At 67.1% G+C, this 19463-nt stretch carries 16 protein-coding genes and 3 pseudogenes (1 of these 19 cut by a window edge); 10 read left to right on the top strand and 9 right to left on the bottom strand.

Features of this window, described 5'->3' with window-relative positions; all coding sequences use genetic code 11:
- The 3 genes from F1640_RS17180 to F1640_RS17170 form a co-directional block, all read left to right on the top strand.
- Nucleotides 1-280, top strand: partial view of an aminomethyl transferase family protein gene (locus F1640_RS17180; RefSeq protein WP_194920289.1) — the 3' end only. 1106 nt of this gene lie to the left of the window's left edge; the window shows 280 of its 1386 coding nt (coding positions 1107-1386); its start codon lies off the left edge, out of view; its stop codon occupies nt 278-280.
- Nucleotides 281-419: 139 nt separating this feature from the next.
- Complete coding sequence (locus F1640_RS17175; RefSeq protein ID WP_194920288.1) at nt 420-1262, top strand: beta-etherase; 843 nt, start codon at nt 420-422, stop codon at nt 1260-1262.
- A 256-nt stretch (nt 1263-1518) separates the two neighbouring features.
- The gene (locus F1640_RS17170) at nt 1519-3480 is read left to right on the top strand and encodes a glycosyltransferase family 2 protein (protein ID WP_194920287.1); all 1962 of its coding nucleotides are present in this window, start codon (nt 1519-1521) and stop codon (nt 3478-3480) included.
- On the opposite strand, the gene F1640_RS17165 is transcribed toward F1640_RS17170, so the two are convergent.
- The 4 genes from F1640_RS17165 to F1640_RS17150 form a co-directional block, all read right to left on the bottom strand.
- Nucleotides 3467-4222: an IclR family transcriptional regulator gene (locus F1640_RS17165; RefSeq protein ID WP_194920286.1), complete on the bottom strand. Its 756-nt coding sequence runs from the start codon at nt 4220-4222 to the stop codon at nt 3467-3469. The genes F1640_RS17170 and F1640_RS17165 overlap by 14 nt on opposite strands.
- Before the next feature lie 4 nt (nt 4223-4226).
- A complete protein-coding gene (locus F1640_RS17160) occupies nt 4227-4622 on the bottom strand; it encodes a nuclear transport factor 2 family protein (protein WP_125955121.1) in 396 nt (131 codons plus the stop codon).
- 35 nt (nt 4623-4657) lie between these two features.
- Complete coding sequence (locus F1640_RS17155; RefSeq protein ID WP_125955120.1) at nt 4658-5791, bottom strand: cobalamin-independent methionine synthase II family protein; 1134 nt, start codon at nt 5789-5791, stop codon at nt 4658-4660.
- Between the two features lie 74 nt (nt 5792-5865).
- A complete protein-coding gene (locus F1640_RS17150; protein WP_124811288.1) occupies nt 5866-6471 on the bottom strand; it encodes a TetR/AcrR family transcriptional regulator in 606 nt (201 codons plus the stop codon).
- A gap of 65 nt (nt 6472-6536) precedes the next feature.
- Between F1640_RS17150 and F1640_RS17145 the strand changes: the two genes are divergently transcribed.
- From F1640_RS17145 to F1640_RS17135, 4 genes and pseudogenes are all read left to right on the top strand, one after another.
- Nucleotides 6537-6929, top strand: a complete 393-nt coding sequence (locus F1640_RS17145; RefSeq protein ID WP_206694705.1) for a cytochrome c5 family protein — start codon at nt 6537-6539, stop codon at nt 6927-6929.
- Between the two features lie 5 nt (nt 6930-6934).
- Nucleotides 6935-7852 (top strand): annotated as a pseudogene (locus F1640_RS26060) (FAD-binding protein); the annotation flags it as partial.
- Between the two features lie 64 nt (nt 7853-7916).
- On the top strand, nt 7917-8345 hold the full coding sequence (locus tag F1640_RS24875) for a D-arabinono-1,4-lactone oxidase (RefSeq protein WP_255530597.1): 429 nt from the start codon (nt 7917-7919) through the stop codon (nt 8343-8345).
- Nucleotides 8335-9606, top strand: coding sequence for an alanine racemase (locus F1640_RS17135; protein WP_194920285.1), 1272 nt, complete (start codon nt 8335-8337; stop codon nt 9604-9606). The genes F1640_RS24875 and F1640_RS17135 overlap by 11 nt, the downstream gene beginning before the upstream one ends.
- Nucleotides 9607-9628: 22 nt before the next feature.
- Here F1640_RS17135 and F1640_RS17130 read toward each other — a convergent pair whose 3' ends face one another.
- From F1640_RS17130 to F1640_RS25400, 4 genes are read right to left on the bottom strand one after another with little or no spacing between them, the layout of a single operon-like run.
- Nucleotides 9629-10618 carry a HupE/UreJ family protein gene (locus F1640_RS17130; RefSeq protein ID WP_309229292.1) on the bottom strand — a complete coding sequence of 330 codons (990 nt, stop codon included), beginning with the start codon at nt 10616-10618 and terminating at the stop codon, nt 9629-9631.
- Entirely contained in the window at nt 10615-11448 is an 834-nt protein-coding gene (locus F1640_RS17125; RefSeq protein ID WP_194920283.1) for a peptidyl-prolyl cis-trans isomerase, read from the bottom strand. Before F1640_RS17125 ends, F1640_RS17130 begins: the two co-directional genes overlap by 4 nt.
- A 12-nt stretch (nt 11449-11460) precedes the next feature.
- Nucleotides 11461-12996: a DUF3604 domain-containing protein gene (locus tag F1640_RS17120; protein WP_309229323.1), complete on the bottom strand. Its 1536-nt coding sequence runs from the start codon at nt 12994-12996 to the stop codon at nt 11461-11463.
- Nucleotides 12997-13012: 16 nt separating this feature from the next.
- Complete coding sequence (locus F1640_RS25400; protein ID WP_255530398.1) at nt 13013-13306, bottom strand: DUF3604 domain-containing protein; 294 nt, start codon at nt 13304-13306, stop codon at nt 13013-13015.
- Between the two features lie 274 nt (nt 13307-13580).
- On the opposite strand from F1640_RS25400, the pseudogene dxs reads away from it, so the two are divergent.
- The 3 genes and pseudogenes from dxs (at nt 13581) to F1640_RS17105 (ending at nt 18653) form a co-directional block, all read left to right on the top strand.
- A pseudogene (gene dxs, locus F1640_RS26055) lies at nt 13581-15541 on the top strand (1-deoxy-D-xylulose-5-phosphate synthase).
- Nucleotides 15542-15549: 8 nt separating this feature from the next.
- Nucleotides 15550-16035 carry a DUF2141 domain-containing protein gene (locus tag F1640_RS17110; RefSeq protein ID WP_309229290.1) on the top strand — a complete coding sequence of 162 codons (486 nt, stop codon included), beginning with the start codon at nt 15550-15552 and terminating at the stop codon, nt 16033-16035.
- Between the two features lie 2 nt (nt 16036-16037).
- On the top strand, nt 16038-18653 hold the full coding sequence (locus tag F1640_RS17105) for an MMPL family transporter (protein ID WP_194920282.1): 2616 nt from the start codon (nt 16038-16040) through the stop codon (nt 18651-18653).
- On the opposite strand, the pseudogene F1640_RS17100 reads toward F1640_RS17105, so the two are convergent.
- Nucleotides 18650-19398 (bottom strand): annotated as a pseudogene (locus F1640_RS17100) (VacJ family lipoprotein). The gene F1640_RS17105 and the pseudogene F1640_RS17100 overlap by 4 nt on opposite strands.
- Nucleotides 19399-19463: the final 65 nt, after the last annotated feature.

Raw genomic sequence — 19463 nt, 5'->3', positions numbered from 1 at the left:
GTTCGACCTGGTGCTGAAGGACGGCAAGACGGCCGGCATCTCGACGTGGATCGGCTACAGCGCCAACGAGGGCAAGTTCCTGACGCTGGCCATGATGGAACCCGGCTTCGAAACCCCCGGCACCGAAGTATCGCTGCTGTGGGGCGAACCCGATGGCGGCACCACCAAGCCGACCGTCGAACCCCACGTCCAGACCGAGATCAAGGCGGTCGTCGCCTCGGTGCCCTATTCGGAAGTCGCCCGTGACAGCTATGCCGAAGGCTGGCGCACCCGGAAGTAATTCCGCGCAAGCCCGAAGCGTGAGCGCCGGCCCCTCCCGACGGGGTCGGCGCTCTTTTTTGCCCGAATTTAGTTTGTAAACCTAACAATTCATGGCATGATCGTTCGCAGAAAAGAAGACGCCCAGGAGAGCAACCGGCATGGCCGCGAACAACACCATCACCTTCTACGATCTTGCCCTTTCGACCGGCGCCACGATCAGCCCGTTCGTCTGGGCGACCAAGTATGCGGTCAAGCACAAGGGCTTCGAACTGGACGTCGTGCCCGGCGGCTTCACCGGCATTCTCGAACGCACCGGCGGCAAGACGGAGCGCCTGCCCGCGATCGTCGATGATGGGAAATGGGTGCTCGATAGCTGGGGCATCGTCGAATACCTTGACGCCAAGTACCCCGACCGCCCCGCCCTGATCCCGCACGAAAGCGTGGCGGCAACGCTCAAGGCGCTCGATCACTGGTTCTGGAACGCCGCGGTCGGGCCATGGATGTTCTGCTTCTGCGCCGATTATCGCAACCTTTCGCTGCCGCAGGACCATGCCTACGTCACGCATTCGCGCGAGAAGATGCTGGGCCGCAAGCTGGAAGACGTGCAGGCCGGGCGCGAGGAGCGGCTGCCCAAAATCTCCGCCGCGCTGGAGCCCTTGCGCGCCGCTCTTGCGCAGCACCCATGGCTCGGCGGCTCCACCCCTAACTATACCGATTTCCGCATCATGGGCGGTATCCTGTTCACCGCGTCGGTATGCCAGACCCCGGTATTGGCCGAAGACGATCCGCTGCGCGACTGGATCGAGCGCTGCCTCGACCTGTACGGCGGACTGGGCCGCCATCCCGGCCTGTTCCCGCTGTTCGGCCTGAAGCAGCGCGATGGTGATCCCGACCTGTTCAACCGCCAGGCGGGGCAAGGCGGCATCTACAAGCGCAACACCGGGCCGGAATCGACCCGAGCCGAAACGCAGCGAATCACCGAAGGCATGGCTGCCGCCTGAGGCATCGAGCACGATCACAGCACCCGGAGGGCGCGAACCATGCCCTCCGTTGTGGCGATCGACGGGCAAGGCGCTCACTCTGGCCGTAACCTGTTGCATTGCGTGGCAAGAATTGCACGCCCCGTCGCACCCGGGACTGTCAAAGAGAAACCTTTGCTGCTTTCGCGATTTCGTTCGATCGGTCCCGCCCGTGCGGAGACAGGTCCGGCGGATCCGGCATTTGCCTGATTCCGAACGAAATCTGGGGTCGCAGTTGTTGACGTTCTCTCGTGCTTCGCTTGATGCGCCGCTGCTGTTCGCGGCGATCTCCGCCTGCCTTTCCGCGCTTGTAGCACTGGCGCGATACAGGGAACCGGTGCGGCTGGCGCCGTCCCGGTTGCGCGACCTGTGCGAACTCTGCGCGCTTGCGGCAGCCGCGCTGACGGCCACCGTACTCCTGGCTGGCCCTGCCCCCTCTTTGTCAGCCACGCCGCTGTTGCTCGCAACCTTCGTCTTCGCGGGCCTGTGCATGGTTTTGCGGATACGGGTGGCCCGCCTGAACAACGCCGGTATCGCCTGGCACGCCGCGCAAATTCTCGCGGTGACGGTTGCGACCGGCTGGAGCGCGCTGTTCATCGGCGAAAGCGATTTTCCCGGCTGGTTCCGCATACCCGCCCTGATCGGGCTGGCGCTGGGCACGGTCGTTGCCCTGGCCGCAATGGCTGGCAGCATCGCGCGTGACGCCGCCATTACGCATGAACGCTGGCGGCGGCCTGTATCGCCGGGCAGCGCATCGGCAAAGGCGGCGCGTGAACCGAAGGTCTCGCTCCATCTGCCCTGCTATTCCGAACCGCCCGCGGTCGTGATGGGGACGATGGATCGCCTGGCGGCGCTTGCCTATGCCAATTTCGAAGTGCTGGTCTGCGACAACAACACGCCGGACGAAGCCCTGTGGCGTCCGCTGGAAGCCCATTGCACTGCGCTCAATCGGCAGCTTGGCCGCACCGTGTTCCGCTTCTTCCACGTCGCCCCCCTGGAAGGTGCGAAGGCCGGCGCGCTCAACTTCTGCCTCGACGTCATGGCGCGCGATACCGAGATCGTTGGCGTGATCGATGCCGATTATCACGCCACACGCGATTTCCTGTCGCGGCTGGTGCCGCATTTCGACGATGCCAATCTGGGCTATATCCAGACTCCCCACGATTATCGCGGGTACGCGGGCAGCCCGTGGCTGACCGCCTGCCATTGGGAATACATGCCGGTGAACAAGGTCGACTGGCGTGGAATCAGCGAATACGGCGGCGCATTCACCATCGGCACGATGTGCCTGCTGCGCGCGCAGGCGCTCAGGGATGCCGGCGGGTGGGCCGAATGGTGCCTTACCGAGGATTCCGAAGTTTCGGTCCGGATGCGGGCCACCGGCTGGCACGGGCTTTACTTCAACGAAACGTTCGGACGGGGGCTGATCCCCGAAACCTTCGACGATTACCGCAAGCAGCGGTTTCGCTGGACCGCCGGCCCCGTGCAGCAGTTGCGCCGCCACTGGCGGCTATTCCTGCCGCACCCCATCGCCGGAGCGCTGCCGGGCTGGTCGAAGCTTCTTGAAGTGTTGCGCTGCGTCGCCCCGCTGCAGCGCGTGGGAGCGCTGGTCCTGATGCTGGCGGGCACGGTTTTCATGGGCCTTGCCCAATCAGCCCGCGCCGGCGATCCCGTGGACATCCCCAACGTGGTGTGGGCGATGATGATCCTTGGCGGGATGACCTGGTGCGCGCGCACGGCGCACCGCTATCGCCTGTCCGGCTGCCATGAACCGCGCGACATGGTGCTGGGCGAAATCGCCCGCGCCTCGCTCACGTGGATCGTGCTGCTCGGCGGCATCGCCGGGCTTTCCCGCCGCCCGCTGGCCTGGCGCCGCACGCCAAAGTTCGCCGTGTCCGCGTCGCGCCGTTCGCCCTTCGCCGATACGGCGGCGGAAACCGTGCTGGGCGCGCTGTTCCTCGCGCTGACGGTATCGATCCTGGCGATCGACACCGGTTGGGGAAGCGAAACCGAATGGCTGCTGGCGCTGCAGCTTGCCAGCCTGTCCGCCGCGTTCCTGTGCGCCCCGGTCATGTCATGGCTGGCGCAGCGGCACGCCCGGCAGGCTTCGCGCGCCAATCACAAGCAAACGACCCACAAACCGGCCGGAAGCCTGCACATCGGACCGGTTTCCGCGCCGGTTCCGACTACGCTTCCCTGATCGCGTCCGCGCTGCGCTGGAGCAGAATCCTGATCCGCTGTTCCAGCGCGGGGTCGAACCGGACCGCGGGCACCGCTACGCTGAACACGCCGACCTGCCGGTCGCCCAGCCTGACCGGCACAGCCACCCCGCAAATACCAAGCGTAGCCCGCTCGCGCGCGGTGCAGGAGCCGTTTTGCCGGATCTCCGCGATATCGGCGCGCAGATCGGCCTCCGCAACGCGTGTTTTCGGCGTCAGTTGTTCCCGTTCGCTTCGCGCGAAATAGTCCGCCAGCTCCGCCTCGGACATTCCCGCCAGCAGGACCAGCCCGCCGGCCAGCCCATGCAGCGGCTTGCGCGTGCCGGGATCGATCGCATAGCGCAGCGCCTGATCGCTGGCTTCGGTCACCAGCGCCTCGGCATCCCAGCCGGCGCGGATCATGAACGACGAAGTCTCGTTCAACTCGCTGCGCAAGGCGCGCACCAGCGGTGCCACGCGCTCCTCCAGCGAGAGCGAAGACACGGGCGCACGCAACCGCTCCAGCCCCGGCCCGGGCAGATAGCGCCGCCCTTGCCGAGCCAGGTATTCCCGCTCGGCCAGCGTCGCCAGCAGATAGGACAGGCTGCTGACAGGAATCCCCAGCGCCGCCGCGATCTCCTGCGCGATCACGCCCTGCGGATGCGCCACGACGAACTCGATCACATCGAGCGTGCGCATCGCGGACTTGACCGGGGCGGCAGCGCCCGCCTGGCTGGCGCTCATCTCCTTACCCCTTGAACGTCAGCGACCCGCGCCGCTCGGCGAAGCGCCATCCGGCGGCGGTCAGGCAAAAGCGATCATGAAACGAACCGACCAGTGGCGGCCCATCCCCCGTAAACAGCAGCATCGCCGAGGTGCCCCGCGCGGTAGCCGGTCCTTCGACATCGATCACCACGTTGGAGCAGACGTGCCGCGTGATGCGCGGCGGGCGGGCCTTGAACGCGGCGAGGATCGCCTCGCGCCCCACGACCGGCTGGTCCGGCGCGGTCGGGCGGAACATCACGCCATCCTCGGCATAGAGCGCGGCCACCTCGTCCCAGCGCGCCTCGTCGTTGAGGTTGGCGTAAAGCGCGATCAGGCGGGCGCAATCGTGCTCGACGGCCCGGCGATCATCGGGGTTCATACCTTGCTCCCTGTTCGCCGTCAGAGACGGCCGGCTCACATACGGGCCGCCGCGATATCCGCACCTTCGCGCAGCGACCGAAGCTTGCGCCATGTCACGATCGGATCGATCTTGCCATAACCGGCAAACGTGCCGAAGCCGCAATCGGTGCTGGCGACAACGCGTTCCGGGCCGACGAATTCGGCAAAGCGTTCGATCCGCTGGGCGATCAGCTCGGGATGCTCGATATAGTTGGAGCAGGTGTCGATCAGGCCGGGCGCCAACACCTTCCAGTCGGGCAGCCGCGCGTCCTTCCATACCTTCCATTCGTGTTCGTGGCGCGGGTTGGCGGCCTCGAACAGCACCGTGGCGGGGCGCGCCTTCAGCACGATGTCGATGACCTTCTCCAGCGCGATGTCGTGATCGTGCGGCCCTTCGTAGTTGCCCCAGCACACATGCATCCGCATCTTTTCGGGCGGGATGTTGGCCGTGGCGGCATTCAGCGCCTCGACGTTCGCCGCCGCAACCTTGAGGAAGTCCTCCTCCGCCATGTCCTGGTAGCCGGTGTGGCGCGACATCGCGAGATCGGGGCAATCGAGCTGGAGGTAGAACCCTTCGCGCACGATCGTCTCGTATTCCTCGCGCATCGCGTCCGCCAGGTCGGCCAGATAGGCCTCGTGGCTCGGATAGTGGCGGTTCACCTGGAACGCGGTGATCAGCCCTGGCGAGGCGGCGTTCATGAACGCTTCGGTATCGGGCGCGCCATGCTTGGCCAGCGCGGCCTTGAAGCGGCGGATATCCTCGTGCAGCGGATCGAGCGTTACCAGCTTCACCGGACCGATGCACGAAGCCCGCACGAATTCCTGGCTGCCCATGATCGCCGACAGCTTTTTCGCAAGGTTCGGCACTTCGGCGAGGTCCGCCGCCGGCTTGCGATCGATATGGCCGCCAAAGCCGGACAGCCGCTCGATCATGTAGGTCGAATAGCCGACCTTCCCCAGTTCGCCATCGCTGACCACGGACACGCCCGCTTCGACCTGCGCCTGCACCGCCGCATCGACCGCGGCCGAAACCTTGGCATCGAACTCGGCCGCGTCGTAAGGCTGGCCGCCATCGCGCGCCAGCAGCAGCGGCGTCAGTTCATCGCCGCGCGGCAGGCTTCCGACGTGCGTGGTCTTGATCTTGGCCATGCGGCTCTCCCAGTGTTCGATCAGTTCATATTCGTGAAAACTTCATAGCAAGGAACAGACGCGACGCAAGCGGCCTACGGCGCGATCACCGCCCGGATCGCGCGCGCAGCATCGGCCAGCGCCGGAGCCTCCGGCAGATCGGGTTCGTCGAAGATCAGTTCGATCGCAGCATATCCCAGATCCACGCAAAGCCGCGCCCGCGCCTCGGTAGACTGCGGGTCCTGCCGAGGATCGAGCGCGAGCACGCGCTCTGCCAGCGCGCGCGCCACGGCCCGGTGCGAGGCGATGCGGATCGGCGCGAGTTGCGGCACCGCCCGCAGCATCCGCATGATCCACGCCCCGCCCGGCGTGGCGCGGGTCAGGGTGACATGCGCCTCCAGCACGGCGGCAATGGCCGCTTCGTCCTGTTCCGGGTCCAGCACCACCAGCGCATTCTGCGCCACCATCAGCCGCTCCCCCAAGGCCGCCAACAGCGCGTACTTGTCCGGGAAGTAGTGGTAGAGCGTCGGCGGACTGACCCCGGCGCGCGCCGCCACCAGGTTGGTGGAAATGCGCTCCACCCCCACTTCTTCCAGCAGACTTCCAGCGGCATCGAGCAGGCGGTTCCACGTGGCTTGCGCCCGCTTTTGCACCGGTTTTCGCCCCGACATCGCAAAGGGGATTTCGCCTTCTTCGGTCACGTTCCGATGCTCCTTGACAGAAATATAGCTATAACTAGATTTCCGGCAAGTTGGGAAGGGACATCATGGTGCGACTCGGACAGCATCCGGCTCAGGGCATGTTCGCGGCGGCATTGCTGGCGCCGGCCCTGTTTGCTCTGGCTGGCTGCGGCCATTCCGCACCGCCGACCCAGCCGCTGACCGAGGCGCAAAGCGCCGCGTTGACGCCGGCCGATCCGCATCTCGCCGAACTCTATGGCGCATCATGCAAGGCCTGCCACACCGTCCGCGCCTCCACCGCTCCGCTCACCGGCGACCGCACCCTGTGGGATGCCCGCTGGAGCAAGGGGCCGGACGCGCTGCTTGCCAGCGCCATCCAGGGCAAGGGCGCGATGCCCGCCGGTGGCCAGTGCCTTGCCTGCACGCCCGACGATCTCAAGGCGCTGATCCGGTTCATGGCCGGCCGCGAAAAGGAATAGGAACCATGGCATTGCTCACGCGCAGGAAAGCCATTCTGGGGACGGTGGGCGTACTGGGAGCCACGGCGGGCGGCCTGACGGCGCGGCGTGCCTGGCTTGATCGCGAACCGGTCCCCCCGCCCGCGCTCGACGGATCGGGCCGCGTGCTCTGGACCAACTGGTGCGGCCTGGAACATGCCTATCCGGAGCGCCGCCTCGCCCCCGCCAGCGAATCCGAACTCGTGCAAGCGCTGCCCGCCGCCCCCACCCCGATCCGGCCGGTCGGCGCCGGGCACAGCTTCACCGCGCTGGTGCCCACGTCGGGCACGATGCTCTCGCTCGACCGCATGGCGGGGCTGGCCGGGCATGACGCCTCCACGCATTCGGCCCGCGTCCTGGCAGGAACGCGGCTGGCCGCGCTCGGCCCCGCGCTGGCCGCGATCGGGCAGGAGATGCCCAACCTGCCCGACATCAACAAGCAATCGCTGGCCGGCGCGCTCGCCACCGGCACGCATGGTACTGGCAAGGGGCTGACCGCGATTCACGGCGGCGTTACCGCGCTGCGGCTGGTCACCCCCGATGGCACGGTGGTCGAAGCCGCGCCCGATCACGAACCCGAGGTCTTTCACGCGGCGCGCGTGGGCCTTGGCGCGTTCGGCGTGCTGACCGAAGTGACCCTGCGCAACCAGCCGCTGACGCGCGTGCGCAAGGAAGTGCGGATCGTGGATACCGAGGAACTGCTGGGCCAGTGGCCCGCGCTGGCCACGCGCCACCGCAATGCCGAATTCCTGATCCTGCCCTTCACCGGCAAGGCCGCGCTTATCACGCACGATGTCTCGACCGAACCGGTCCGCCCGCGCGGCCCCGATCGCGATACCGACGTGCTGATGCAGTTGAAGCTGCTGCGCGACGTGTTCGAATTCACGCCCGGCGTGCGCAAGCGCGTCGCGGCGCAATTCCTGAACGACGAACCGCCCGAAGTGGCCATCGACCAGGGCTGGGAAGCTCCTGTCGAACGAACGCCCCGTGCGCTTCAAGGAAATGGAATACCACGTTCCCATCGAACGGCAGGTGGAGGCCCTGCGCGAAGTGGTCCGGCGCATCGAAAGCCAGGCCCACGACGTGTTCGTGCCGATCGAGGCCAGGATCATAGCGCCCGACGACGCCTGGCTTTCCCCGTTCTACCAGCGCGAAAGCGGCTCGATCGCGGTCCACGCCTATTACAAGGACAGCCACCAGTTCATGTTCGACCTGATCGAACCGGTGCTGCGCGAGGCGGGCGGGCGACCGCACTGGGGCAAGCTCCATTCGCTGTCGCGCCAGGAACTCCAGCCGCTCTATCCGATGTTCGCGCAAGCCGACGCGGTACGCCGCCGGCTCGATCCGCTGGGCCGGATGCTCAACCCCTTCCTGCACAGGATCTTCGATGCCGCCTGAACGCAAGACATCCTCGCGCCGCGCCGTGCTGGCGGGCGGCGGTGCCATCGCCGTCGCCGGGCTCGGCGTCCTTGCCCTGCGCCCGGCGGAGACCGGCGGCGGACACGATGCCTATTTTGCCGCGCTGGCCGCCGCGCTGCGCCGCGCCGGGCTGATGCATCCCGTGCTGGTGATCGACCGGCAGCGGCTGGACGCGAACGTCAGGGCCATCCGCGCCTCGGTCGATGGCGCGAAACTGCCGCTGCGCGTGGTGGCGAAGTCGCTGCCCGCCCCCCGCCTCATCGAACACGTGCTGAACGGCATGGGCAGCCGGCGGATGATGGTGTTCAGCGCCGAGATGCTGCTGCAACTGCTGCCGCTTTACGCCGATGCCGACATGCTGATGGGCAAGCCCCTGCCCGCCGCCGAATTCGCCCGCGTGATCGACAAGGCCGGGCCGCAGGCGGCCGCACGCCCGCAATGGCTGATCGACACGCCGCAGCGGCTTTCCGAATACGCCGCGATCGCCAAAGCGCATGGCGTCCCGTTGCAGGCGAGCTTCGAACTCGATGTCGGCCTGCACCGGGGCGGATTTCCCGATGCCACGGCCCTAGCCCCCGCGCTCGCCTTCGCGCGCGACAACAGCGTGCGCATCGCCGGGCTGATGGGTTACGACCCCCATGTTCCCAAGATGCCGCTTCCCGATCGCGCCTATGCCGCCTCGCAGGCCGCCTACCGCGCCGCTATCGATGCCGTGCGCCACGTCGTCGGCAATGCAGCGCCGCTGACGCTGAACGGAGCGGGAAGCCCCACGTTCCGCCGCCATTGCAAGGGCACCGTGGCCAACGAGGTTTCGGTCGGGTCCGCCTTCGTCAAGCCGGGCACGTTCGACTATTCGGACCTTGCCGATCTGGCGCCGGCGGCTTTCATCGCCTCTCCCGTCATCAAGGCGGTGGCGGACATGCGCCTGCCGGGCGTGGAGCCGCTGTCGGGCCTGATGCACTGGTTCGATCGCAACAGCCAGCGCGGCTTCTTCATGCATGGCGGCCACTGGCTGGCCCAGCCGGTTTCGCCGCCGGGCCTGTCCTATTCCGGCCTGTTCGGGCGCTCCTCCAACCAGGAACTCCTGCTCGGTTCGGCCCGGACGAACCTGCGCCCGGACGACCACGTCTTCCTGCGCCCGGACCAGAGCGAAGCGCTGTTTCTCCAGTTCGGGGACATCGCGGTGTTCGACGGGCACACGATCACCGAAACATGGTCCACGCTTCCGATCAGCGCCTAGGGAAGCGCCTAGGGAAGCGCCTTCAGGCGATCAGGCGATCGATGAACCAGTAGCTGGCGGTAATGCCGATCGCATAAGTCGCGACAAGCGTCGCCGGGCGCAGCGCTGGCGGGGTGAAGCGCCGCAACAGCCCGATCGCGGCGAGGCAGACCGCCACGATCACCAGTTGCCCGGTCTCCACGCCCAGATTGAACGTCAGCAGCGCCATCGGCACATCGGTTTCCGGCAAGCCGATCTCGCGCAGCGCACCAGCAAAGCCGAAGCCGTGCAGCAGTCCGAACAGGAAGGCCACCACCCACGGCACGCGTTCGGACAGGCGCGGCGCGCCATCGCGGCGTTTCACGATCTCCACCGCCAGGAACACGATCGACAGCGCAATCAGCGCTTCCACCGGTGCCTGCGCCAGTCCGAACAGCCCCAGCGTGGTGCCGGCGAGCGTAATCGAATGCGCCACCGTGAACGCCGTGGCGGCACGCACCACGGTCCACAGATGGCCCAGCAGCAGCACCAGCGAGACCACGAACAGCAGGTGGTCGTATCCCGTCAGGATGTGTTCGACGCCCAGCACGAAATAGGTCCGCGCCACCTGCCAGCGGCCGGGTTTCGCCGCCACCTCCACCATCGGCTGCGCGGTGGTGAGCCGCTCGGCCTGAACCGGCCGCCCCAGCGGCGCCACCCGCAGCAGTGCGTCGGTGAACGTGGTCTCCATGCCGGAAAGGCCCACTTTGTGCCCTTCCAGCGATCCCCGGCAGGTAACGTCGCCGGTCGAGATCACCGAGCCGCTGTCCAGCCGGCTTTCGCGCGGAGCGATGGCGCAGAACGCCGGCAGCGCGGGCCGTGCGCGCGTGGCCAGCCCGCCAAGGATCGGCGCTTTCCACACCAGCTTCCAGTGCGCCGCGTCCTGCTGCGTCAGTTCCAGATAGCCCGGCCGCAATTCGTCGGCGCGCGCCGGCGCGCCGATCGCACACAGCATCGCGAGCAGGAGCAGGACAAGGCCACGCACCGTGTTCACTTGGGCTGCTCGATCACCACGTCATAGCCGTCGACGATCTTGCGATAGGCCTCTTCCTCCGCCTTGCGCACGTTGGCCTCGTGCCAGTCGTTGGCAAGCTGCTGGCGGGCTTCATCCACCGTCGGCGGCCTGGCCGCGATCACCGCGTCGACGCGCACCAGATGCAGGCCAAGGCCCGAGGTGACCGGCCCGATCCATGCGCCGCGCGGCAGCTTGCGCAGCGCCAGCGCGAATGCATCGCCGAACGTGGCACCGATGGAATCCGCGTCCGCCGCCTCATAACGCGGGTTGATCGGCGCCGCCTGGGCAAAGCGCGTGGCATCCCCGCCCTGTCGCAGCGCCACCAGCGCATCGCGCGCGGCCGCGCGGGCGGCGGGGCTGTCCGCCCCCAGATAGAGCTGCGCGAACGTCACCTTCGGTTCGCGCGCATAGCGGCCGGGGTCCTTGTCGAGCAACTTCTGGAGATCGGCGTCGGACGGTGTCGCCGCTTCGGCGTCGTTGGTGGCGATCGCAATCATCTTGTTGCGCATCCGGCGCACCACGATCTCGTCATCCTTGTCCAGCCCCAGCCGCAGCGCCTCGCGATAATAGACCTGTTCGTGGACATAGTCGCTGATCAGCCCGTCCATTTCCTGCGGCGTGGGCTGGCGGTGGAAGCTTTCGGTAAAGCGGTTGAGCAGGCGCGAGACGACCTCCGCGTTCACCACGATGCGCCGTTCGCCCGCGTCGGGCGCGCGGCCAGACAGCAGGGCGAAGACGAGCGCCCCCGCGATCATGAAATGCACCAGTGGTTCGCGCAGCAGGGAAGCCGCGCGGGATCGCAGGGTCATGTCCGGGCACCGTTACGAAGGAGTGTACCAGATCGCCGAGGTATAGGCGCGTTCCTGCTGCTTGCGCGGGATGTCCGGCGTCAGGGTGAGGTGGTACTTCACCGCGTCATAGCTGACCCAGTTCGGCGTCGGGATTTCCAGCACGCGCACATAGTAGAACGCGCGCATCGCCGGATCGAACTCCGGATCGGTCCATACGCTGGCCAGCGAAGGCGCGCCGATCGAATTGGCATAGGTCGCCCGCGTCAGGTCCACGGTATCGCCCACCGCCGGCACCTTGCCGCCCGCAGGTTTGCGCTTCGCCATATCGCTCCACACGACATCGAAGACCTTCTCGTACGATTTGCCGCCCTTGTCGACCCAGCCCTTGACGATCTGGACGCGATCGAGATTGGCGCCGACCGGGTCTTTCAGCGCGGAAACGATGAAGCTCGGCGCGCCCGCACCCTTGTGCCCGGAAAGATCGCTGCCCATCGGCACGCCGCGACGATAGCCGGCGTGGACCCAGTCGCCCCTGAGATCGTCGCCCTTGAAATCCCAGCCGCCGAAGAAGCGCACGGTCATGCGCGGCCCGGTGGTGCCATAGACTTCGCGGCGCTGGATCGCGTCGAAGATCGCGGTGCGCGTGTTGGCGCGCGCCCATACGGCGGCATAGCCGCTCGCCAGCGATTGCCAGTTCATGCGGCCGCTGTTGATGCCGGGCACGAAGCCGTCGGTCGAGCGCGTCGGGCTCGGCTCGACGCCGGGGTGCTTGCCCCAGAAGTTGTTGTCGTCCGCCGTGGACAGCGAATTGTGCGAATCCGTGGAGCCGATCACGCCGAACTTGTAGGGATTCACTCCGATCGTCTGCTCCAGAATCAGGCCGCGCTTCAACGCCTCGCGCACATAGCTGCCCGCCAGATCCCCCGGCTTGGTCGGTTGCGAATTGAGCAGGTTGTTGAGGTCCCAACCGGCCGTGCCGTAACCCGCGAATTCATCGTTCGGTGACAGGAACGGATGGGCTTCGCTGTCGCCCTTGATCTGGGTGATTTCCACCACCGGCTCGTGCGCGGCGCGGCGGCGGGCCTGTGCCGCCGTCATCGGACCGCCGCTGGGATCGGTCATCATGAACATCAGGCCGTTGGACAGGTTGGCGTTGTGCGGGATCGCCAGCACCTTGCCCCCGGTGCTCTTCTCGTAGCCGTCCATGTAATCCCACAGCTTGTCCGGCCACAGTTCGTTGCTGGGATCGAGCGGCATGATCTTGGCGACGCGATCCTTGTTGTCGCGGAAGATCACGTTGCGGTGCAGGTTGTTGCCCCCCTGCATCAGCGTGTATTCGAAGCCGAAGAAGGCGGTGAACTTGCCGGGTTCGTTGTAGCGATCGACGGTATCGAGGTGATCGTTCCAGATCTTGCGCGTGCGCTCCTCGGCCTTGGCGGGATCGTTGAGGCCGGCCGGCAACTTGTTCTGCGACCGCGCCTGAAGCATCTCGCCGGTCGCCTGCAACGAACCCTTCGGCCCCTGGTGCATCAGATCATACCAGCGGCGCAGCGTGGGATCAGTGATCAGCAGGCGCGGGGCGTCATACAGCGCCTTGGTCGCGCCCAGCCCCTCGGCGTGATCGGGCGATCACTAGGAAGTCCAGCGGACGGGCAAGCTTGGCCTTCTGTCCGGTGCTCGACGTCACTTCCTCGCCGCGCGCGAAGCGCAGCGCCTCTTCCGGCCCTAGCCGGTTGCCGAAGCCGAAGGCGTCGACCGAATTGGCGGTGTGAAGATGGGTGTCGCCCCAGAACACGCGCTCGGGAAACTCGGTTTCCACCACCTTGATTTCGGACTTGCCGGAAACCGCCTGCTTGATCTTGTCGCACCCCGACAAGGAAAAGGCACTGCCAGCAAAAGTGCCGCGATGATCGCCTTGCGCCGCATGATCTCTCTCCCGTTTCCCGCGTCGATCCCACTGTCACGGGTCGTTTTTTGAAACCCGAAGATGCCACACGCGGATCGATGGTCAATACATCCGCATCAGGAATCGGCACTTTTTATGCCAAAACTTTTCAACTGTCACGCCCGCTTCGTGCAGGACCGGTTCAGGCACGCAGGCCCACTTGAGTAGTAATGACACCACGGTTTTTGGAATGTAAGGCGCAGGGATGTCGTTAGAACGAGATCGTCCCTTGCTGGAGGGAGTAGAATCGCCATCGGATTTTCGGGGCTGGCCGTTGCCGCGTTTGCGGGCATTGGCGGACGAGGTCCGGGCGGAGATGATCGGGGCGGTGGGGCAGACGGGCGGTCACCTGGGGTCTGGCCTTGGCGTGGTGGAGCTGACGGTGGCGCTGCACTATGTGTTCGACACGCCGCGTGACCGGCTGGTGTGGGACGTGGGGCACCAGGCCTATCCGCACAAGATCCTGACCGGCCGGCGCGAACGGATGCACACGCTGCGCCAGGGCGGCGGCCTTTCGGGCTTCACCAAGCGGTCGGAGAGCGAATACGATCCGTTCGGCACGGCGCATTCGTCGACGTCGATTTCGGCGGCGCTGGGCTTTGCCGTGGCCAACAAGCTGTCGGGCGCGCCGGGCAAGGGCATCGCGGTGATCGGCGATGGCGCGATGTCGGCGGGCATGGCCTACGAGGCGATGAACAACGCGCAGGCCGCCGGCAACCGGCTGGTGGTGATCCTCAACGACAACGACATGTCGATCGCGCCGCCGGTGGGCGGGCTTTCGGCCTATCTCGCGCGGCTGGTGTCGTCGCGCCCGTTCCTGGAGCTGCGCGAGCTGGCCAAGCGGCTGTCGCGCAAGCTGCCGCGTCCGCTGCACGAGGCCGCGCGCAAGACCGACGAGTTCGCGCGCGGCATGGCGATGGGCGGCACGCTGTTCGAGGAGCTGGGGTTCTACTACGTCGGCCCGATCGACGGGCACAACCTCGACCAGCTGATCCCGGTGCTGGAGAACGTGCGCGATGCGGCCGAGGGGCCGTGCCTGGTGCATGTGGTGACGCAGAAGGGCAAGGGCTATGCCCCGGCCGAGGCGGCGGCGGACAAGTATCACGGGGTGCAGAAGTTCAACGTCGTCACCGGCGAACAGGCCAAGGCCCCGCCGGGACCGCCGAGCTATACCGGCGTGTTCGCGCAGGCCCTGCTGGCCGAGGCGCGGCGCGATCCCGCGATCTGCGCGATCACCGCGGCGATGCCATCGGGCACCGGCCTCGACAAGTTCCAGCAGGCGTTCCCGAACGCAGCTTCGATGTGGGCATCGCCGAACAGCACGCGGTGACGTTCGCGGCGGGGCTTGCCGCGCAGGGGATGCGGCCGTTCTGCGCGATCTATTCGACGTTCCTGCAGCGCGCCTATGACCAGGTGGTGCACGACGTGGCGATCCAGAACCTGCCCGTCCGCTTCGCGATCGACCGCGCCGGGCTGGTGGGTGCCGATGGGGCGACGCACGCGGGCAGCTTCGACGTGACCTACCTTGCCACGCTGCCCAACATGGTGGTGATGGCGGCGGCGGACGAGGCGGAACTGGTGCACATGACGCACACGGCGGCGCTCCACGACACGGGTCCGATCGCGTTCCGCTATCCGCGCGGCAACGGCAACCGGCGTGGCGCTGCCCGAGGTTCCGGAGAGGCTGGAGATCGGCAAGGCCGGATCGTAAGGGGTGGCGAGCGCCCGCATGGCAAGGTCGCCCTGCTCTCGCTGGGCACGCGGCTGGCCGAGGCGCTGAAGGCGGCGGACCAGCTCGAAGCCAAGGGCCTCGCCACCACGGTTGCCGACCTGCGCTTCGCCAAGCCGCTCGACGAGGACCTGATCCGGCGGCTGATGGCGAGCCACGAAGTGGTGGTGACGATCGAGGAAGGCGCGATCGGCGGGTTCGGCGCGCACGTGCTGACCATGGCCAGCGACCAGGGCCTGACCGATGGCAATGGCGAATACCGGGGCCTCAAGATCCGCACCATGCGCCTGCCCGACGTGTTCCAGGACCAGGACAACCCCGACAAACAGTACGACGAAGCCGGCCTCAACGCCCCCCAGATCGTCGATACCGTCCTCAACGCCCTGCGGCACAACTCCACAGGCGTCGAGCACGATACGCTCGAGGCGAGAGCCTGAGGAAACGGGTGCCGCTGCCCTTCCCCTTCACGCGCGCGGCCGTACTGGCGGCAAGCATCGCCGTGCTGGCAATTCCCGTCACGGCGGAATCGCAGCAAGCGGAAGGCGTGCTGACGATCGATGTCGGCAACGTGCGCGTCGCGCGCGGCACCGTGCATATCGACATCTGCCCGCAGGCGCAGTTCCTCAAGGACAACTGCCCCTGGGCGGCCGACGCCCCCGCGCAAGTGGGCGTGACCCGGCTGGTGGTGCGGCACCTGCCGCCGGGCCGCTATGCCGCGCAGGCCTTTCTTGACGAGAACAACAACAAGGAAGTCGATCGCGCGCTGTTCGGCATCCCGAAGGAAGGCGTCGGTTTCTCCAACGACGCCAAGATCGGGTTCGGTCCGCCGAAGTTCGCCGACGCGGTGTTCACCTTCAACGGCCCGTCGCAAGCGATCCGTTTCAATCTCCGCTATTTCCTCGGTGCCAAAGGCCCGCCTGCAAGACGCTGACCATGCGCCCTACCCCCACCTCCCTCGTTACGGCGAGCGTTCGCCGGCCCTGGCTCACGCTTGCGATCGGCCTCGTACTCACGCTGGGCGCGCTGTTCGTCAACGCCCAGCGCATGGCGATGACCACCGACACCGCGGCGCTCATCTCGTCATCGGTGGAGTGGCGCCAGCAGGAACAGCGCATGGAAGCGGCGTTCCCGCAATTGCGCGACGCCATGCTGATCATCGTCGATGGCGACACGCCCGAGCGCGCCGAGGGCGCCACGGTGCAACTGGCGGCGAAGCTGGCGGAAGACAGCGCCCATTTCCGCCGCGTCACCCGGCCCGACGGCGGCGATTTCTTCGCCCGCGAAGGCCTGCTCTACGGCTCCACCGACGAAGTCCGCAGCGCCACGCGCGCGATGGTCGATGCCCAGCCTCTGCTTGGCCCGCTGGCCGCCGATCCCAGCCTGCGCGGCGTTTCCGGTGCCCTTTCGACCATGCTCGATGGCGTCGACGCCGGCGAAACCTCGCTCCCTCGCGTTAGCAAGCCGTTCAAGGCGCTGGCTAGCGCGATCAACGGATCGCTCGACGGCAAGAAGCCCGGCTTTTCGTGGCAGAAGCTCTTTGCCGAGGATGGCAGCGCGGTGGCGCCCCCCACGCGCCGCCTGATCCTGGTGCAACCGGTGCTCGACCATTCCGCGCTGATGCCCGGCGAAGCGGCGAGCGCGGCGGTGCAGTCCGCCGCCAAGGCGCTCTCGCTCGACGCGGCGCATGGCGTTTCGGTCAAGCTTACCGGCGAAGTGCCGCTGGCGGACGAGGAGTTCGCCACGCTGCAGGAGAACATCGGGCTGGTCGCGATCGTCATGCTGGGGGCGATGCTGCTGACGCTGTGGCTGGCCACGCGCTCGGTCAAGCTGGTCGGCGCGATCATGATCACGATCATCGCCGGGCTTATCGTCACCACGGCGGTCGGCCTGATGGCGATCGGGCGGTTCAACCTGATTTCGGTGGCCTTCATCCCGCTGTTTGTCGGGCTGGGCGTCGATTTCGGCATCCAGATCTGCGTGCGCTACAACGCGGAACGCGCCGAAGGCGCCGAACCGGCTGCCGCGCTGCGCCAGGCCGCCGCCGCACTCGCCGCCCCGCTAACGCTCGCGGCTGGCGCGATCTTCCTGGGCTTTGGCGCCTTCCTGCCCACCGCCTATGTCGGCATCGCCGAACTCGGCGTGATTGCTGGCCTTGGCATGGTGGTGGCGCTGCTGTTCAGCCTGACGCTGCTGCCCGCGCTGGTCCTGCTGCTGAAGCCCGGCAGCCCGCGCGGCGACGTAGGCTTTGCGCAGCTTGCCCCGGCCGATCGCTTCCTCGAACGCCGGCGCGGTGCGGTGCTGTGGGCGTTCGCGCTCGCCATGGCCGCGAGCATCGCGACGCTGCCGTGGGTGGCGTTCGACTTCAACCCGCTGCACCTGCGCGATCCCGAAGCCCCCGCCATGCGCGCACTGGGCGACCTGACGCGCGATCCGGACCGGACGCCCAACACCATCGACGTGCTGGCGCGCAACGCAGACGAAGCACGCCAGCTTACGCAGAAGCTGGCCAAGCTGCCCGAAGTGGCCCGCGTGATCTCGGTCGACAGCTTCGTACCGGAGGATCAGGCACCCAAGCTGGCGCTGGTGCAGGATGCCTCGACGCTGCTCGACCTCACGCTCAACCCCTTCGACATCACCCCACCTCCGGGCGATGCCGAGATGCAGGCGGCCGTCTCGGCCACCGCGCAACACTTGCAGACCGTGGCCGCCAAACATCCCGGCGCCGAGGGAGCGGACGCCCGCGCACTGGCCACGGCGTTCGATCGGCTGGCCAAGGCCACGCCGGCGCAGCGCGAACAAGTCAACGCCATGCTGTCGCAACCGCTCGGCGTGATGCTCGACCAGATGCGCCTGGCCTTGCAGGCGGCTCCCGTCGACCGGGCCAGCCTGCCCGCAGAGATCACGCGCGACTGGATCGCACCCGATGGCCGCGTGCGCCTGCAGGTATTCCCCAGCGGCAATGCCAACGACAACCGCGTGATCCACCGCTTCCGCGATGCGGTGGCAGCGGTGACGCCGGCAATCTCTGGTCTGCCGGTGGCAACGCAGGCCGCCGCCTCGACTGTGGCGGGAGCGTTCGTGCAGGCCGGCGTTATCGCGTTCCTGCTGGTCAGCGTGCTGCTGTTCCTCGTGCTGCGTGACGCAAAGGAAGTGGCCTTCACGCTGGCGCCCGTGGTGCTGTCGATCTTCCTGACGCTGGGCAGCTGCGTGGTGATCGGCCAGCCGATCAACTTCGCCAACATCATCGCCTTCCCGTTGCTGTTCGGCGTGGGCGTGGCGTTCCACATCTATTTCGTGATGGCCTGGCGCGATGGCGCAACCGGGCTGCTGCAATCGAGCCTTGCCCGCGCCGTGCTGTTCAGTGCCTTCGCCACCGGCACCGCGTTCGGCAGCCTGTGGCTGTCGCACCACCCCGGCACGGCGAGCATGGGCAAGATCCTGATGATCTCGCTGATCTGGACGCTGATCTGCGCGCTGGTATTCGAACCGGCGCTGCTCGGCCCGCCTCGCGCGAAAGCCCAACCGCGCGCAAAAGCGAAGCGCGGTTAAGGCTGCGGCGCGGGCGTCGCTTCCGGATCGTCCAGCGGATCGCGTAACTCGGGCGCGTCGGACTGAGGCGCCGGCGGTTCGGGCTGTGTGCCGGTCAGTTCCGGATCGTTCAGCGGATCGGTCAGTTCCGGCGCGGCCTGCTGGGGAGCGGTGGCGGCATGCCCCTTGGCTTCCTCGACCTCGGCCGCGCGATTCTGGAGATAGACCGAACGCAGGGTGGCATAGGGATCGACCGCGCCATCGAACAGCGCGCGCAAATCCGCGTCCGATTCGGCGCGCAGGTCCAGCCCGCCAATGCCGCCGGTGATCAGCTGGTATTCCATCGAATTGAACGGCTTGCCCGCGACCAGCGGCAGGAGCGCATCGTCGGCCGAATTGCCCAACAGGTCGCGCAGCGTGGTGGGGCCGATGAACGGCAGGAAGATGTATGGCCCCGGCCCCACGCCATAGAACGCCAGCGTCGTGCCGAATCCGTTGGGGCGATGCGGCAGCTTGAAGTCCTTGGTCTTGGCCACATCGAACAGCCCGCCAACGCCGAATGTCGAATTGACCACGAACCGGCCGAGCGTTTCAACCGCCTTGCCCGGTTTGCCCTGAAGCAGGAAGTTCACGAAGATGAAGGGTTCGGTAAGATTGCTGAGCGCGTTGCGCAGGCCCGAACGCAATGGCCGGGCACCACCTGCTTGTAGCCCATCGCCGCGGGGCGGAAGACGGCGTGATCGATCCCCTGGTGGATGCCGAACATCGTCCGGTTGAAGCCTTCGAGCGGATCGCCCTTGGCGTGATGGTGGCGTTCTTCAGCGGGTTGCG

The organism is Novosphingobium sp. NBM11, assembly GCF_015390225.1.
Taxonomy (GTDB): domain Bacteria; phylum Pseudomonadota; class Alphaproteobacteria; order Sphingomonadales; family Sphingomonadaceae; genus Novosphingobium.
Note: the sequence above shows the minus strand (reverse complement) of the source record. Positions and strands in the feature narration are given on the sequence as shown.

Excerpts from the sequence above, each read along its gene's own strand:
- F1640_RS17175 (WP_194920288.1), top strand. The coding sequence starts at position 420 with ATGGCCGCGAACAACACCATCACCTTCTACGATCTTGCCCTTTCGACC.
- F1640_RS17165 (WP_194920286.1), bottom strand. The coding sequence starts at position 4,222 with ATGAGCGCCAGCCAGGCGGGCGCTGCCGCCCCGGTCAAGTCCGCGATG.
- F1640_RS17160 (WP_125955121.1), bottom strand. The coding sequence starts at position 4,622 with ATGAACCCCGATGATCGCCGGGCCGTCGAGCACGATTGCGCCCGCCTG.
- F1640_RS17155 (WP_125955120.1), bottom strand. The coding sequence starts at position 5,791 with ATGGCCAAGATCAAGACCACGCACGTCGGAAGCCTGCCGCGCGGCGAT.
- F1640_RS17145 (WP_206694705.1), top strand. The coding sequence starts at position 6,537 with ATGGTGCGACTCGGACAGCATCCGGCTCAGGGCATGTTCGCGGCGGCA.
- F1640_RS17135 (WP_194920285.1), top strand. The coding sequence starts at position 8,335 with ATGCCGCCTGAACGCAAGACATCCTCGCGCCGCGCCGTGCTGGCGGGC.
- F1640_RS17125 (WP_194920283.1), bottom strand. The coding sequence starts at position 11,448 with ATGACCCTGCGATCCCGCGCGGCTTCCCTGCTGCGCGAACCACTGGTG.
- F1640_RS17105 (WP_194920282.1), top strand. The coding sequence starts at position 16,038 with ATGCGCCCTACCCCCACCTCCCTCGTTACGGCGAGCGTTCGCCGGCCC.